Origin of the sequence: Streptomyces dysideae (genome assembly GCF_001514305.1) — a bacterium.
Lineage (GTDB): Bacteria > Actinomycetota > Actinomycetes > Streptomycetales > Streptomycetaceae > Streptomyces > Streptomyces dysideae.
In genome coordinates this window covers 61,863-76,391 of record NZ_KQ949099.1, presented here as the reverse complement: position 1 = coordinate 76,391, position 14,529 = coordinate 61,863, and the positions used below count along the sequence as shown (strand labels likewise).

The 14,529-nt window shown below is 71.3% G+C and carries 14 protein-coding genes and 2 pseudogenes; 11 read left to right on the top strand and 5 right to left on the bottom strand.

The genetic code is table 11. The features are described 5' to 3' along the window. Positions 1-74 precede the first annotated feature (74 nt). Positions 75-284, bottom strand: a complete 210-nt coding sequence (locus AQJ91_RS31880) for a hypothetical protein (RefSeq protein ID WP_067028428.1) — start codon at positions 282-284, stop codon at positions 75-77. 44 nt (positions 285-328) lie between these two features. On the opposite strand from AQJ91_RS31880, the gene AQJ91_RS31875 reads away from it, so the two are divergent. After that, entirely contained in the window at positions 329-1,882 is a 1,554-nt protein-coding gene (locus tag AQJ91_RS31875) for a pectate lyase family protein (RefSeq protein ID WP_067028425.1), read from the top strand. Between the two features lie 466 nt (positions 1,883-2,348). On the opposite strand, the pseudogene AQJ91_RS50365 reads toward AQJ91_RS31875, so the two are convergent. Next, positions 2,349-2,528: pseudogene (locus AQJ91_RS50365) on the bottom strand (copper chaperone); the annotation flags it as partial. Positions 2,529-2,616: 88 nt separating this feature from the next. On the opposite strand from AQJ91_RS50365, the gene AQJ91_RS31870 reads away from it, so the two are divergent. The 7 genes and pseudogenes from AQJ91_RS31870 to mug all read left to right on the top strand — a co-directional run bounded on the left by AQJ91_RS31870 (position 2,617) and on the right by mug (position 9,177). After that, entirely contained in the window at positions 2,617-3,036 is a 420-nt protein-coding gene (locus AQJ91_RS31870; RefSeq protein WP_067028423.1) for a GNAT family N-acetyltransferase, read from the top strand. A 23-nt stretch (positions 3,037-3,059) separates the two neighbouring features. Continuing rightward, positions 3,060-3,302, top strand: a pseudogene (locus AQJ91_RS31865) (GNAT family N-acetyltransferase); the annotation flags it as partial. Positions 3,303-3,464: 162 nt separating this feature from the next. Continuing rightward, a complete protein-coding gene (locus tag AQJ91_RS31860) occupies positions 3,465-4,796 on the top strand; it encodes a hemolysin family protein (protein ID WP_067028421.1) in 1,332 nt (443 codons plus the stop codon). Continuing rightward, positions 4,793-5,815 carry a hemolysin family protein gene (locus tag AQJ91_RS31855; protein WP_067028419.1) on the top strand — a complete coding sequence of 341 codons (1,023 nt, stop codon included), beginning with the start codon at positions 4,793-4,795 and terminating at the stop codon, positions 5,813-5,815. Before AQJ91_RS31860 ends, AQJ91_RS31855 begins: the two co-directional genes overlap by 4 nt. A 61-nt stretch (positions 5,816-5,876) precedes the next feature. Beyond that, complete coding sequence (locus tag AQJ91_RS31850; RefSeq protein ID WP_067028417.1) at positions 5,877-6,659, top strand: SGNH/GDSL hydrolase family protein; 783 nt, start codon at positions 5,877-5,879, stop codon at positions 6,657-6,659. A 533-nt stretch (positions 6,660-7,192) separates the two neighbouring features. Beyond that, on the top strand, positions 7,193-8,635 hold the full coding sequence (gene purB / locus AQJ91_RS31845; RefSeq protein ID WP_067028415.1) for an adenylosuccinate lyase: 1,443 nt from the start codon (positions 7,193-7,195) through the stop codon (positions 8,633-8,635). Beyond that, positions 8,632-9,177: a G/U mismatch-specific DNA glycosylase gene (mug, locus tag AQJ91_RS31840; protein WP_079085360.1), complete on the top strand. Its 546-nt coding sequence runs from the start codon at positions 8,632-8,634 to the stop codon at positions 9,175-9,177. Before purB ends, mug begins: the two co-directional genes overlap by 4 nt. Positions 9,178-9,181: 4 nt before the next feature. Here mug and AQJ91_RS31835 read toward each other — a convergent pair whose 3' ends face one another. From AQJ91_RS31835 to AQJ91_RS31825, 3 genes are read right to left on the bottom strand one after another with little or no spacing between them, the layout of a single operon-like run. Then, positions 9,182-9,595 carry a hypothetical protein gene (locus AQJ91_RS31835; RefSeq protein ID WP_067028411.1) on the bottom strand — a complete coding sequence of 138 codons (414 nt, stop codon included), beginning with the start codon at positions 9,593-9,595 and terminating at the stop codon, positions 9,182-9,184. A 56-nt stretch (positions 9,596-9,651) separates the two neighbouring features. Then, on the bottom strand, positions 9,652-10,374 hold the full coding sequence (locus tag AQJ91_RS31830; RefSeq protein ID WP_067028409.1) for an ABC transporter permease subunit: 723 nt from the start codon (positions 10,372-10,374) through the stop codon (positions 9,652-9,654). 2 nt (positions 10,375-10,376) lie between these two features. Then, on the bottom strand, positions 10,377-11,297 hold the full coding sequence (locus AQJ91_RS31825; protein WP_067028407.1) for an ABC transporter ATP-binding protein: 921 nt from the start codon (positions 11,295-11,297) through the stop codon (positions 10,377-10,379). 108 nt (positions 11,298-11,405) lie between these two features. Between AQJ91_RS31825 and AQJ91_RS31820 the strand changes: the two genes are divergently transcribed. The 3 genes from AQJ91_RS31820 (at position 11,406) to AQJ91_RS31810 (ending at position 14,508) form a co-directional block, all read left to right on the top strand. Continuing rightward, positions 11,406-12,563 carry a sensor histidine kinase gene (locus AQJ91_RS31820; protein WP_067028405.1) on the top strand — a complete coding sequence of 386 codons (1,158 nt, stop codon included), beginning with the start codon at positions 11,406-11,408 and terminating at the stop codon, positions 12,561-12,563. Between the two features lie 14 nt (positions 12,564-12,577). Further along, a complete protein-coding gene (locus AQJ91_RS31815) occupies positions 12,578-13,240 on the top strand; it encodes a response regulator transcription factor (RefSeq protein ID WP_067028403.1) in 663 nt (220 codons plus the stop codon). 110 nt (positions 13,241-13,350) lie between these two features. Continuing rightward, positions 13,351-14,508, top strand: a complete 1,158-nt coding sequence (locus AQJ91_RS31810; protein WP_067028401.1) for an ROK family transcriptional regulator — start codon at positions 13,351-13,353, stop codon at positions 14,506-14,508. The last annotated feature ends 21 nt before the right edge of the window (positions 14,509-14,529 follow it).

Here is a 14,529-nt window from a genome sequence, read left to right as displayed (position 1 = left end):
CCAACCGCATCGTCGCAGGAACCGACATGGAAGGGGTCAGCCACATGCATCTGCCCTCCTGGCGCCGGGCCTGGTCACCCCAGCGTTCTCACCGCTGGGAAGAACGCGCCGGACCACACGATCACGATGACCTCGCGGCCGGCACTGACGACCTCGAAGGCCCAGGCCACAGCGGAGCCACCGACCCGATCCACATCGAGAAGAGCACTCACATCCGGGCCGACCAGCGACCGGCCCAGCGACAGGTCGGCAGCCTCAACGGCCTGCCGAAACGACCACGGCATGGAGCAGCAACACCCAGCATTCGAAGGCGAATGGGGAGACGAGGATGAGACGACCAGTCGCACTGCGACTCTTTGCGGCGCTGGCCACGATGGCCCTTGCGGCCGCGACCGGTGCGGTTCTGTCCATACCCGAGGCATCGGCAGCGACCGGTAGCGCCACCGGCTACGCGACCCAGAACGGCGGGACCACCGGCGGTGCGGGCGGGCAGACGGTGCGGGCCACCACGGGAACCGCGATCCATGCGGCCCTGTGCGGCCGGGCCAGTAGCAGCACCCCGATCACCATCGAGGTCGAGGGGACCATCAACCACGGCAACACCAGCCAGGTGTCGGGCGACAGCTGCAACACCGCCGCTGGCGTGATCGAGCTCAAGCAGATCAGCAACGTCACGATCATCGGAGTCGGCAGCGGAGCCGTCTTCGACCAGTTGGGCATCCACGTTCGCGACGCCAGCAACATCATCATCCAGAACGTGACCGTCCGGAACGTCAAGAAGTCGGGCTCCCCCACGTCCAACGGTGGTGACGCCATCGGCATGGAGAGCAACGTCCGCAACGTCTGGGTCGATCACGTCACCCTGGAGGCGTCGGGTGGGGAGTCGGAGGGGTTCGACGGCCTCTTCGACCTGAAGAACAACACCCAGTACGTCACCCTGTCCTACAGCATCCTGCGCAACTCCGGCCGCGGTGGCCTCGTCGGGTCCAGCGAGACCGACCTCTCGAACGGCTTCATCACGTACGACCACAACCTGTACGAGAACATCGACTCCCGCGCGCCCCTGCTGCGTGGCGGCACGGCCCACATGTACAACAACCACTACGTGAGCCTCAACGAGTCCGGCATCAACTCCCGAGCCGGAGCTCGCGCCAAGGTGGACAACAACTACTTCAAGGACTCCAAGGACGTCCTGGGCACCTTCTACACCGACGCGGCCGGTTACTGGCAGGTCAGCGGCAACATCTTCGACAACGTGACCTGGTCCAGCCCCGGTAGCGAGAACAACCCGGCCGGCCCCGACCCGCAGTCCAACACCACCGTCAGCATCCCTTACCCCTACAGTCTCGATGAGGCCAGTTGTGTGCCGACCGTCGTGAGCCAGACGGCAGGCGCCAACAAGGGTCTGCAGGTGTCGAACGGCACTTGCTCGCCGCAGACACCGACGCCGACAACGACACCGACCAGCCCCACGCCGACACCCACCGACCCCGCGCCGGGACCGACCCAGCCCAGCGGGACCAACCTCAGCATCGGGGCCGACTCCGACGGCTCCAGCAAGGCCAGCGGGACGAGCTACGGCAACGTGCGGGACGGCGACATGAGCACCTACTGGTCGCCGACCGGCTCGACCGGTTCCATCTCGATCAAGTGGGGCTCCGCCACCACAGTGTCCGTGATCAACATCCGGGAGGCGTCAGGCTCCGCAGGCAGCATCGGGTCCTGGAGGGTCATCAACCAGGACACCGGCGCCGTCCTGGCCTCCGGCAGCGGGGCGGGCGTCATCACCTTCTCCCGGACCTTGCTGCACAAGATCACCTTCGAGATCACCAGCTCGACCGGCACGCCGCAGGTCGCTGAGTACGAGACCTACGCCGGGTAGCAGCACGGTCCCGCTGTCCGCCCAGGTCCGGCATACCCCGGACCCACCGGGCAGCAGCAACGCACCCGGCATCGACGACGGGACCGCTACCCACTGCTGTTCTCCCGGAACGGGGGCCGTCAGATGCGACGGCCCCCGGCCTCGAACCGTCCCGCCGCCCACGGCCTCGACGACGCCGCCATCACCGCGCCGCGCGCCTGGGCAGGACGCAGTCCGACTCGCCGGGGCGCCGTCCTGGATGGCTTGGTCATTCACCACGTGAACCCGTGAGCCACGAGGAATCGGCCGGCGGGCGCGTGGCCTGCACGGCCCCGGGACCAGGCCCGCTCCTCTCTCGATTCCTCGGCACGGAAGCTCTGACAGAGAACGCCTTGGCGTGAGGGCTTCCACGACCAGTGTCCGTCTCACCAGCATCACCAGTCACATCCGCCTGCGCCATTCGCCCGCAGAGCGGGCGCAGAGTATGGGCCAGTCCGGCCATCGCCGCCACGTTCATCACGCCGAGCGGGATCAGGACGACCATCAGCCCGGCGCAGCATCCAACGCAGTAGGCGCCGTGGTGGACGCCCACCCGCAGCTTGCGGCTTGCGGCTTGCGGCTTGCGGCTTGCGGCTTGCGGCTTGCGGCTTGCGGCTTGCGGCTTGCGGGAAACCGCGACCAAGCCCACCCCTCCCTCGGTTCCCCGCCAGGGAAACCGCTCGCCAGACAGGCTGGTGCTCTGCTTGGCTCACCCCATGAGTGATCTTCACATCCGCTGCGCCACCCTCTCGGACATCGACACCGTGCTGCAGTTCTGGCAAGACGCCGCGGAAGGAACCAGCATCAGCGACGACCACGACGGAATGGCGCGACTCATCACACGAGACCCCGAAGCCCTACTCATCGCAGAGCGCGACGGCCTCCTCACCGGAACCGTCATAGCCGGCTTCGACGGATGGCGGTGCTCCGCCTACCGACTCGCCGTACACCCCGACCACCGACGGCAAGGCATCGCCACCGCCCTGCTGGAAGCCGCCGAACAACGCTTCGCCACCCTGGGCGGACGACGCGCCGACGCCATGGTCCTGGAGGCCAACGAACGGGCCCACCACGCGTGGGCCGCCTCTGGCTACCATCGCGAGGACCACTGGCGACGCTGGGTCAAGCCCCTATAGATGCGGGCAGGGGCGTTTGTGAGCTGCCAGGATTCGACGGCTGGCGCTGCCACCTGTACCGGCTCGCGGTGTACCCGGAGCGCCGTCGCCGGGGCATCGGCTCGGCGCTGCTCACCGCCGCCGAGGAGCGGTTCGTACGGCTGGGCGGACGCCGTGGTGACGCGATGGTGCTGCAGCGCAACGAGACCGCGCAGCACGCCTGGCGTGCGGCGGGGTACACGCCCGAGGAGAAGTGGCGGCGCTGGGTGAAGCCCCTCGCCGACTGATCAGCTCTGCCGACCAAACAACTTTACCCGTCCTTTACTATTGAGGGACCACTTCGGTCCTCCAAGTGAAAGGTGTGAGCGTCCGCCCATGGGCGAGCCTCCCAGTACGCGACATCGCGCGATCCTCCTCACCCTGTCCGACCATGGGACGGAGGTGACCCGATGACCGAAGTGCTCCTCCTGCTGGTGGCGATCCTGTTGTCGCTCGCCTGCGGTGCCTTCGTCGCGGCCGAGTTCTCGCTGACCACGGTCGAGCGCAGCGAGCTGGAACGCGCCGTGGAGCGCGGCGAGCGGGGCGCGGCCGGCGCCCTGAAGGCCGTACGGAACCTGACGTTCCAGCTCTCTGGTGCCCAGCTCGGCATCACCGTCACCAACCTGGTCGTCGGCATGCTCGCCGAGCCGTCCATCGCCGCGCTGATCGCGGACCCGCTGGAGTCGGCCGGTATCTCGCGCTCGGCGTCGTCGTCGATCGCGCTGGTGCTGGGTACGGCGTTGTCGACCGTGTTCCTGATGGTCGTCGGCGAGCTGGTGCCGAAGAACTGGGCGATCTCGTCGCCGCTGGCCGTGGCCAAGACGGTCGGCAACGCGCAGCGCTGGTTCAGCGCCGCCTTCCGCCCCTTCATCACCCACCTCAACGACACCGCGAACCGTGTGGTGCGCCTCTTCGGCGTCGAGCCGACCGAGGAACTGGCCGCCGCGCGCGAACCGCAGGAGCTCGCGGCGCTCGCCCGGCACTCCGCGAAGCAGGGCGCCCTGGAGGCGGACACCGCGGAGCTGTTCGTACGAACCCTGAACCTGGCCGACCTGACCGCGGAGAACGTGATGACGCCGCGCGTCCAGGTGATCGCCCTGGAGGCGCAGGCGACCTGCGAGGACGTGGCGAACGCGACGCGGGCGACGGGCCTGTCCCGGTTCCCGGTCTACCGCGGCAGCCTCGACTCGGTCGTCGGCACCGCGCACATCAAGGACGTCCTGGCGGTGCCCGCCGAGCGCCGGCTCCGCGTCCGGGTCTCCGAGCTGATGCGTGAGCCGCTGCTCGTCCCGGAGTCGCTCACCGTCGACCGGCTGCTGGACCGGCTGTCCGGCAAGCGCACCATGGCCGTGGTCATCGACGAGTACGGCGGTACGGCGGGGGTGGCCACGCTGGAGGACATCGTCGAGGAGGTCGTCGGCGAGGTACGGGACGAGCACGACCCGCACGAGACGCCCGACCTGGCCCCGGCGGGCAGCGACGACGAGGGCCGCGCGCTGTTCTCGGCCGACGGTTCGGCCCGAGTGGACCAGCTCGCGCGCGTCGGCCTGAAGGCGCCCGAGGGCCCGTACGAGACGCTCGCCGGGCTCGTCGCGACGAAGCTCGGCCGAATCCCGGAGGTCGGCGACTCGGTGGAGGTCGTCGGCTGGCGCCTCGACGTGGTCGACGCCGTCGGCCGCAGGGCCGCACGCGTACTGCTGCACGCGCCGTTCTACAACGCGACCGAGGAGGAGGCCCGATGACCGCCGTCCAGTTGCTGGTCGGTCTGGCGACGCTGGTCGCCAACGCCTTCTTCGTGGGCGCCGAGTTCGCACTGATCTCCGTGCGGCGCTCGCAGATCGAGCCATACGTCGAAAAGGGGGCGGAGGGCGACCGGCGGGCCAAGGCGGTGCTGTGGGGCCTGGAGCACGTGTCCGCGCTGATGGCGGCCGCGCAGCTCGGCATCACGCTGTGCACGCTGGTCCTGGGTATCGTCGCGGAACCGGCGATCGAGCATCTGCTGGAGCCGGTGTTCCACGCGGTCGGCATCCCGGCCGGGGCCGGGCACGCCGTGTCCTTCGTGATCGCGCTGGCCCTGGCGACGTATCTGCACATGCTGCTCGGCGAGATGGTGCCGAAGAACATCGCGCTCGCGGAACCGGTGCGCAGCGCGCTGCTGCTCGGCCCGCCGCTGGTCGCCCTGGCCCGGGCCCTGCGTCCGGTGATCTTCACGATCAACGCCTTCGCGAACACCCTGCTGAAGCTGATGCGGGTCGAGACCAGAAACGAGGTCACCGCGACCTTCTCCGGCGTGGAACTGGCCCAGATCGTCAAGGACGCAGGCGAGGCAGGCCTCATCGACGACCGGGCGCGGGAGCGGCTGCACGACGCCCTGGAGCTGGGCCGCCGGCCGGTGCGGGATGTCGTACTCCCGCTGGAACACGTCGTCTACGCGCGCGTGGGCGTCACGCCGGAGGAACTGGAACGGCTGTCGGCCGAGTCCGGGTTCTCCCGCTTCCCGGTGGTCGACCAGACCCGCCGGATCGTCGGCTATCTGCACGTCAAGGACGCGCTGGACGCCTCCCCGCGGGACGTGCCGTTCCGGGTCCGGGAGATGCGGCCCATCGCGCGCGTGCGGGAGAGCACACCGCTGGACGACGTCCTCACCGCGATGCGGGGCAGCCGTACGCATGTGGCGGCCGTGCTCGGTGACGACGGGCTGCTGTCGGGGCTGGTGACGATGGAGGACGTGCTGCAGGAGCTGTTCGGGCAGCAGGCGTGAAGCACGGGCGACCAGGCCGACCGACCGACGGGTATGTGCACGGGATACCATCTCTGTCGCCATGCAGACGAACCCCACTCACACCAGCCTGGTCGCCGTCGGCGACTCCTTCACCGAGGGCATGTCGGACCTGCTCCCGAACGGCTCCTACCGGGGCTGGGCCGACCTCCTCGCCGGACGGATTGCCGCCCGCACACCCGGCTTCCGGTACGCCAACCTCGCGGTGCGCGGGAAGCTGATCGGACAGATCGTCGACGAGCAGGTCGACGTGGCGGCGGCCATGGAGCCCGACGTGATCACCCTGGTGGGCGGGCTCAATGACACACTGCGGCCGCAGTGCGACATGGACCGTGTGCGCGGGCTCCTGGAGCAGGCCGTGGAGCGGCTGGCCCCGGCGTGCAAGCAGCTGGTGCTGATGCGCAGCCCGGGGCGCCAGGGTCCGGTCCTGGAGCGGTTCCGGCCGCGCATGGAGGAGCTGTTCGCCTGCGTCGACGACCTGGCGGAGCGGCACGGCGCGGTCGTCGTCGACCTGTACGGGGCGCCGTCGCTCGGCGACCCGCGGATGTGGGACGTGGACCGGCTGCATCTGACGGCCGAGGGCCACCGCCGGGTCGCGGAGGCGGTGTGGCAGACGCTCGGCTACGACCCCGAGGACACCGAGTGGCGCACACCGATGCCGGCCACACTGCCACCGGGGTGGGCCGCGCGCCGGGTCGCGGACGCGCGGTTCGCCAGGCAGCACCTGCTGCCCTGGATAGGGCGGCGCCTGACGGGCCGCTCGTCAGGCGACGGTCTGCCACCGAAGCGGCCCGAACTGCTGCCGTACGAGGGTCCGGCGGCGTAGGCCCACGAGGCGATGCGGGTCGAAGCGGGGGGCTTGGGGGTGAATCCCCCAGGGCGTGCAGAGGCGGAGCCCTCAGCATGACGTGCAGAGGCAGAGCGCTCAGCGCAATGCAGGGGCGAAGCTCCGCGCGAGGATACGAGGATACGGAGGGCCGGAGCCCAGCGAGGGGGACAGGGGTGCGCAGTCCCCGCCGGAGTACGGGAGGCAGCCCAGCGAGGGGCGCCGGGCCGAAGCGTCGCGCGGGATACGAGGGCGGAGCCCAGCGAGGGGTGCAGGGGACGCAGTCCCCGCCTGGGTACGGGGCGGAGCCCCAGTGCCCTCGCGCACCCCACCCCGCCTTCCAGCCGACCCGGCTGCCCCAGCCCATCCTCCAGGGGCGGAGCCCCTGGAGGATGGGACGAGTAGGGGCGGCGGGGGCGAGGACCTTCCGGCCGTGTCGCAAGACACCTCGGGGGCGTGACGCAGGTCTCGTAGGTTCCGCCGAAGGCAACCGTGGCGCTGGCCTGCACGAATCGCCAGTAGAATCCGTACACGTGACTTCTGCGCCCGCCAAGCCCCGCATCCCGAACGTCCTCGCCGGACGCTACGCCTCCGCCGAGCTCGCCACGCTCTGGTCGCCCGAGCAGAAGGTGAAACTGGAGCGTCAGCTCTGGCTCGCCGTGCTGCGGGCCCAGAAGGACCTCGGGATCGAGGTGCCGGACGCGGCGATCGCCGACTACGAGCGTGTCCTCGACACCGTCGACCTGGCCTCCATCGCCGAGCGCGAGAAGGTCACCCGGCACGATGTGAAGGCGCGGATCGAGGAGTTCAACGACCTCGCCGGGCACGAGCACGTACACAAGGGCATGACGTCCCGCGACCTCACGGAGAACGTCGAGCAGCTCCAGATCCGGCTCTCGCTGGAGCTGGTGCGCGACCGTACGGTGGCCGTGCTGGCCCGCCTCGGCAAGCTGGCCGGCGAGTACGCCGAGCTGGTCATGGCCGGCCGCTCCCACAACGTCGCCGCGCAGGCCACCACCCTCGGCAAGCGTTTCGCGACCGCCGCCGACGAGCTGCTCGTCGCGTACGGCCGGGTCGAGGAACTGCTCGGCCGCTACCCGCTGCGCGGCATCAAGGGCCCGGTCGGCACGGCTCAGGACATGCTCGACCTGCTCGGCGGGGACGCCGCCAAGCTGGCGGACCTGGAGGGGCGGATCGCCCGGCACCTGGGCTTCTCCGAGGCGTTCACCTCGGTCGGTCAGGTGTACCCGCGGTCGCTGGACTACGAGGTCGTGACCTCGCTGGTGCAGCTCGCGGCGGCGCCGTCGTCGCTGGCGAAGACGATCCGGCTGATGGCCGGGCACGAGCTGGTGACCGAGGGCTTCAAGCCCGGCCAGGTCGGCTCCTCCGCGATGCCGCACAAGATGAACACGCGGTCCTGCGAGCGCGTCAACGGCCTGATGGTCATCCTGCGCGGCTATGCCTCGATGACCGGCGAGCTGGCGGGCGACCAGTGGAACGAGGGCGATGTGTCCTGCTCGGTGGTGCGCCGGGTCGCGCTGCCGGACGCGTTCTTCGCGCTCGACGGTCTGCTGGAGACGTTCCTGACGGTGCTCGACGAGTTCGGGGCGTTCCCGGCGGTCGTGGCCCGTGAGCTGGACCGTTACCTGCCGTTCCTCGCCACCACCAAGGTGCTGATGGGCGCGGTGCGCGCGGGCGTCGGCCGTGAGGTCGCGCACGAGGCGATCAAGGAGAACGCCGTCGCGTCCGCGCTGGCGATGCGCGAGCAGGGCGCCGAGCGCAACGAACTCCTCGACAAGCTGGCCGCCGACGAGCGCATCCCGCTCCACCGGGACCAGCTGGACGCCCTGATGGCCGACAAGCTGTCCTTCACGGGCGCCGCGGCCGACCAGGTCGGCATCGTCGTCGGCCGCATCGAGGAACTCGTCAAGCAGCACCCGGAGGCCGCCGGCTACACCCCCGGAGCAATCCTCTGACCCGCTTCACCCCGGCGCAGCTGGAGGCCGCCCGCGACCGTCTGGTACCGGACGTGATCGCGGACGGCCTCCGCGTGCTGTTCTGCGGGATCAATCCCGGCCTGATGACGGCGGCGACGGGCCATCACTTCGCCCGCCCCGGCAACCGGTTCTGGCCGGTGCTGCAGCTGTCCGGCTTCACGCCGCGGCTCATGAAGCCATCGGAGCAGGGCGAGTTGCTGTCGTACGGCCTCGGCATCACGAACGTCGTGGCGCGGGCGACCGCCCGGGCCGACGAGCTGAGCGCGGAGGAGTACCGCGAGGGCGGGCGGCTGCTGGCGTCGAAGGTCGCGCGGTCGCGGCCGGGGTGGCTGGCCGTGGTGGGGGTCACCGCGTACCGGGCGGCCTTTGACGACCGGAAGGCCCAGGTGGGGCCGCAGGAGCGGATGATCGGGGACACGCGGGTGTGGGTGCTGCCCAACCCCAGCGGGCTGAACGCGCATTGGACGGCAGCGACCATGGCGGAGGAGTTCGCGCGGCTGCGGGTGGCCGCGGAGGGCTAGTGGGTCATGCCGGGGCGGTGTTCGTGACGACGACGAACACGTGGGGCTGTTCCTCGGCGTCATGGTCGGCGACCGCCACGGTGACCCAGCGGCCGGTGTCGCTCGCTTCCCAGGTACGCAGTTCGACCGCCAGGGCGCTGAGCCTCGACCAGGGTTCGGGTATGTGTTCACCACGAGCGATGCGCTCGGCGAGGGTCACGGTCCCCCAACGCGACGGCTCTCCCCACCGCGTGGTCAACCGCTCGGTGACCGCCGCCTCGTAGGCGTAGCAGTCGTCCGCGTCCGGCCAGTCTCGCTGCCCTAACCCGGCCATGTGGTAGCCGGGTCCGCCCGTGTCCTCGTCCGGCCCGGTGCGCGCCGCCGGGAAGTCCCGGGTGCACAGCAGGTCGATCAGGGCGAGGTCGTTCGCGATGTCCATGTGATCCAGTAAAGCGGCCGGCACTGACAATTGGCGTGGCGTCAGGCACCTCGGGGTCAGGCGTCCCGGCGCCGCACGCTCCACGCGCCCGCGAGCAGCGCGGCCGCCGACCAGAGCGCGGTCACCCCCAGGCCGGCCCAGGGGCCGAGGGGGCCGTCCCACGTCTCGTCGAACACCACTTGGCCGGCCCTGTCGGGCAGGACGTCGGCGACCGTGCCCGACAGGTCGCCGATCACGAAGGAGACGATGAGCAGGAACGGGATCAGGATGCTGAGCGTGGCGACGCCGCTGCGCAGCAGGGCGGTGAGTCCGGCCGCGAGCAACGCCATCAGCGTGAGGTAGACACCGCAGCCCACGACTCCGCGCAGCCCCTCGCTCCAGGTGAGCCCGTCGGCCTTGGCCCCGAGGACGGCCCGACCCACGGCCAGACACACGCCCCCGGTCACGAGGCCGACGGCGAGAACGGGTGCGGCGACAGCCACCGCCTTGGCCGCGAACCAGCGTCCGCGATGCGGCACCGCGGCGAGGCTGACGCGCAGGGCGCCGCCCTGGAACTCGGACGAGACGGCCGTCGAACCGAACGCGATCGCCGCGATCTGTCCGAAGCTGACACCGAAGAAGACCGAGGACAGCGCGTCGAAGTCGGCGCCGTCGCTGTCCACTCCGGCGAGCGCGGAGATGGCGGCGGTGACGAGCAGGACCGCGCACAGGCCGCCGACCAGCGAGCGCAGGGTACGGATCTTGATCCACTCCGAGTGGAGCACGGGCGTGAATGCCATGGTCAGGCCTCCTGGGACGGTGCGGTGAACTCGGTTTCGGTTGCCGTCAGGTCGAGGTAGGCCTGCTCCAACGTGCCCTCTTCCGCGGCCAGTTCGAGGAGCGGGACGCCCGAGGCGGAGGCCAGGAGGCCGATGTCGTCCACGCGTGCGTGGCGCACGGTCCAGTGCCCGTCCTCGTGCTCCGCGGCGTCGTGACCGTGCTGGGCGAGGATGTGCTTGAGGGCGGTGGGGTCCGACGTGCGGACGCGGACGCGTGGCTGTACGCGCGCGTGGATGAACTCCCGCATCGGGGTGTCGGCCAGCAGGCGTCCCCGGCCGAGGACCACGAGGTGGTCGGCGAAGGACGCGGTCTCGTTCATGAGATGGCTGGAGACCAGGACGGTGCGGCCCTCCGCCGCGAGTCGGCGCAGCAACTGCCGGATCCAGATGATGCCTTCGGGGTCCAGGCCGTTGGAGGGCTCGTCGAGCAGAACGATCTCGGGGTCGCCCAGCAGGGCGGCGGCGATGCCCAGTCGCTGGCGCATGCCCAGGGAGTACGTCTTCACCCGGCGCCGTGCGACCGACGCCAGGCCGGTCTCCTCCAGTACCTCGTCGACCCGGCCCCGCGGGATACGGTTGCTCGCCGCCAGGGCGCGCAGATGGTCGCGGGCGGTGCGGGAACCATGGGCGGCCTGGGCGTCGAGCAGGGCGCCCACATGGCGCAGGGGTTCGGTGAGTGTGGCGTAGGGGCGGCCGGCGAGGGTGGCGGTCCCGGAGGTCGGCCGGTCGAGGCCGAGGACGAGCCGCATGGTGGTGGACTTTCCGGCGCCGTTGGGGCCGAGGAAGCCGGTGACGCGGCCGGGGCGGACGCTGAAGGTGAGGGCGTCCACGGCGCGCCGGGTGCCGTACTCCTTGGTGAGGTCCTGGACGTCGATGCTGGTCATGGCAGCAGCGTGACGGTCCGGGCGGGGTCGGGTCCTCCCCCGCCGGTGGAGATCGTCTCCCCCGCCCGGGGGAGGCCGGTTGTCAGTGGCGGGTGGCACGATGTCCAAATGGCCCGCATTCTGCGCCCGTTGATTCGGGGGACGACCTACACGCGCTTTCTGCACCTTTGGGTGCCGATGCTCATGGTCAGCGTGTGGATGTTCATCGACCCGTCGACGCCGTGGGTGCCCGCGGCCGTGCTGATCCCGGTCGGACTGATCCCTGCCGTGCGGATGGGCGAGGGCGTGCAGGCGCGGCTGTTGCTGACGCCGGGCGAGGAGGAGGGCTCGGGGATCTCGCTGGCGCCGTCGGCGAGTTGGCGGGACCGGCTGCGCACCGTTCTGTGGCTGGAGGTGCGCATGCTGCTGGGGGCGGGGGCGGTGTTCAGCACCGTCTGGCTGCCCGGCATCGCCTACGAGCTGGTCGCGACGGCGTTCGGCCAGGTGCCACAGGACATGCCCGTGCTGCGCGACGCGGACCCGCACTGGTCCTACGCCGTCCTGGCCCTGCTCCCCCTCATCGCGTTCGGTGCGCTGGTGGTCGGCCTCGGCGAACTGGTCACAGCGGTGGCCCGCCGGCTTCTCGGCCCGTCCGCCGCCGAGCGCCTCGCCGCTCTCGAGGAGCGCACCGAGCAGTTGTTGGAGCGCAACCGCATCGCCCGTGAGCTGCACGACTCGATCGGGCACGCGCTGACCGTCGCCGTGGTGCAGGCGGGCGCCGCGCGGGCGGCCGGGGATCCCGCGTTCACCGATCGGGCCCTGGAGGCCATCGAGGAGACCGGGCGGGCCGCACTGGACGATCTGGAGCGCGTACTCGGCGTCCTGCGGGAGTCGGAGCGGCCGGTCAGCAGCAGGCCGACGCTGGCGGACGCCGACGGGCTGCTGGACTCCGCCCGCGCCTCCGGGGCGAAGGTCGACGCCGAGCTGACCGGGCCGCTGGACACCGTGCCGGGACCGGTCTCCCGCGAGGGCTACCGCATCCTCCAGGAGTCACTGACCAACGTGCTGCGGCACGCGGGCGCCGTTCCCGTCCGGGTCCGCATCGACGTCGCGGACGGTGCGCTCGGTCTGGAGGTCCGCAATCCGCTGACGGCCGGGATACCCGGCCCTGGCCGGGGCAGTGGCCTGCGCGGGATACGTGAGCGCGCGGCCCTGCTCGGCGGCTGTGCGCGGACCGGCCCGGCGGACGGCGACTGGCAGGTACAGGTCGAGCTGCCGTTGCGCTGATCTACGCTGGCCGGATGCCGGTCACCGTTCTCCTCGTCGACGACGAACCCCTCGTACGCGCCGGTCTGCGGGCCGTGTTGGAGGCGCAGCCCGACATCGAGGTCGTCGGGGAGGCGGCCGACGGGGCGGGGGTGATCCCGCTGGTGCGGCAGCTGCGGCCGGACGTGGTCGCCATGGACGTACGGATGCCGCTGCTGGACGGGATCGAGGCCACGCGCGCGGTGCTGCGGACGGTCGACGCGCCGCCGAAGATCCTCGTCATCACGACGTTCGAGAACGACGAGTACGTGTACGAGGCGCTGCGGGCCGGTGCCGACGGGTTTCTGCTGAAGCGGGCCAGGCCGGCGGAGATCGTGCACGCCGTGCGGCTGGTCGCCGAGGGCGAGTCGCTGCTGTTTCCGGCCTCGGTGCGGCAGCTCGCCGCGCAGTACGGCGACGAGGGCGGGAACCGGGCGGCTCGGGCCGTGATGGAGCGGGCCCGGCTGACCGAGCGGGAGGCGGAGGTGCTGCGGCTGATGGCGCGCGGGCTGTCGAACGCGGAGATCGCGGCCCGGCTGGTCGTCGGGACCGAGACCGTGAAGTCCCATGTCAGCTCCGTACTGGCGAAGTTGGGGGCACGGGACCGCACGCAGGCGGTGATCGCTGCGTACGAGTCGGGGTTCGTGGCGCCGGGCTGAGCCGGGCCCGGCCGGGCCGGGCCGTGGGGCGGAGTGCGCCCAGCACTCGCCGGGGCCTGCCGCGACGAGTACGATCCGGCCAACATCCGCATGAGCTGGGAGGACGGACGGTGGCTCGGCTGACCGGCGGGGATCCGTCGCTGCTGCGAAGGATCAACTCCGCGGTGGTGCTGCACGCGCTGCGTGCCACGGATGCCGCGACACTGACCGAGATCACCCGGGTGACCGGGCTGTCCCGGCCGACCGTCGAGGGCGTCGTCGAGGGGCTCATCGAGGCGGGGTACGTCGTCGAGAAGGCGGCGGACGAGAGTGTCGTACGGCGGCAGGGGCGGCCCGCGCGACGGTACCGGTTCCGGGCCGAGGCCGGGCATCTGCTGGGCCTGGAGATCGGGTCGCACCGGGTCGCCGCGCTCCTCGCCGACCTGGACGGGCGGGTGTTCGGGGCCATCGCCAAGGACGTCGACGAGACGGCTTCTGCCGACGAGCGGCTGGAACGGCTGCGCACCGCGGTGGCCGAGTTGCTGCGCCGGGCCGGCGTCGCGCGCGGCTCGCTGCGGGCCGTGGGGGTGGCCACGCCGGGGATCGTCGAGGCGGACGGCACGGTACGGCTGGGCGCCGCGCTGCCCGAGTGGACGGGGCTGCGGCTGGGCGAGCGGCTGAGCCGTTCCTTCAAGTGTCCGGTCCTGGTGGAGAACGACGCCAACGCCGCGGCCGTCGCCGAGCACTGGAAGGGGTCCGCCACCGAGTCCGACGACGTGGTGTTCGTGCTGGCAGGGCTGAGTCCCGGGGCCGGTTCGCTGATCGGCGGGAAGCTGCACCGCGGGTACGGCGGGGCGGCCGGCGAGATCGGCGCGCTGCATCTGCTGGGCCGCGAGGTGACCCCCGAGACCCTGCTGTCCACCACGGACGAGCCCCTGCGTCCGCTCGACGAGCACGCGGTCGCCGAGGTGTTCGCGCGGGCCCGCGAGGGCGACCAGGGGGCCCGCGCGGCCGTCGACCGCTTCATCCAACGGCTGGTCCACGACGTGACCGCCCTGGTCCTGGCCCTCGACCCCGAGCTGGTCGTCGTGGGCGGCTGGGCGGCGGGCCTGGACGGCGTGCTGGAGCCGCTGCGTCGCGAGTTGGCCCGCTACTGCCTGCGCCCGCCGAAGGTCGCCCTGTCCCTCCTCGGCGAGGCAGCGGTGGCGACGGGGGCGCTACGGCTCGCTCTCGACCATGTGGAGGAGCAGTTGTTCGCGGTGGAGGGCACGGTTACGGGGCGTCGGTGACGGGCGCTCCGCGGGGGGCCG

Bases quoted from the DNA above. Each gene is read 5' to 3' on its own strand.
- AQJ91_RS31880 (WP_067028428.1), bottom strand. From the start codon at position 284: ATGCCGTGGTCGTTTCGGCAGGCCGTTGAGGCTGCCGACCTGTCGCTG.
- AQJ91_RS31875 (WP_067028425.1), top strand. From the start codon at position 329: ATGAGACGACCAGTCGCACTGCGACTCTTTGCGGCGCTGGCCACGATG.
- AQJ91_RS31870 (WP_067028423.1), top strand. From the start codon at position 2,617: ATGAGTGATCTTCACATCCGCTGCGCCACCCTCTCGGACATCGACACC.
- AQJ91_RS31860 (WP_067028421.1), top strand. From the start codon at position 3,465: ATGACCGAAGTGCTCCTCCTGCTGGTGGCGATCCTGTTGTCGCTCGCC.
- AQJ91_RS31855 (WP_067028419.1), top strand. From the start codon at position 4,793: ATGACCGCCGTCCAGTTGCTGGTCGGTCTGGCGACGCTGGTCGCCAAC.
- AQJ91_RS31850 (WP_067028417.1), top strand. From the start codon at position 5,877: ATGCAGACGAACCCCACTCACACCAGCCTGGTCGCCGTCGGCGACTCC.
- AQJ91_RS31835 (WP_067028411.1), bottom strand. From the start codon at position 9,595: ATGGACATCGCGAACGACCTCGCCCTGATCGACCTGCTGTGCACCCGG.
- AQJ91_RS31830 (WP_067028409.1), bottom strand. From the start codon at position 10,374: ATGGCATTCACGCCCGTGCTCCACTCGGAGTGGATCAAGATCCGTACC.
- AQJ91_RS31825 (WP_067028407.1), bottom strand. From the start codon at position 11,297: ATGACCAGCATCGACGTCCAGGACCTCACCAAGGAGTACGGCACCCGG.
- AQJ91_RS31820 (WP_067028405.1), top strand. From the start codon at position 11,406: ATGGCCCGCATTCTGCGCCCGTTGATTCGGGGGACGACCTACACGCGC.
- AQJ91_RS31815 (WP_067028403.1), top strand. From the start codon at position 12,578: ATGCCGGTCACCGTTCTCCTCGTCGACGACGAACCCCTCGTACGCGCC.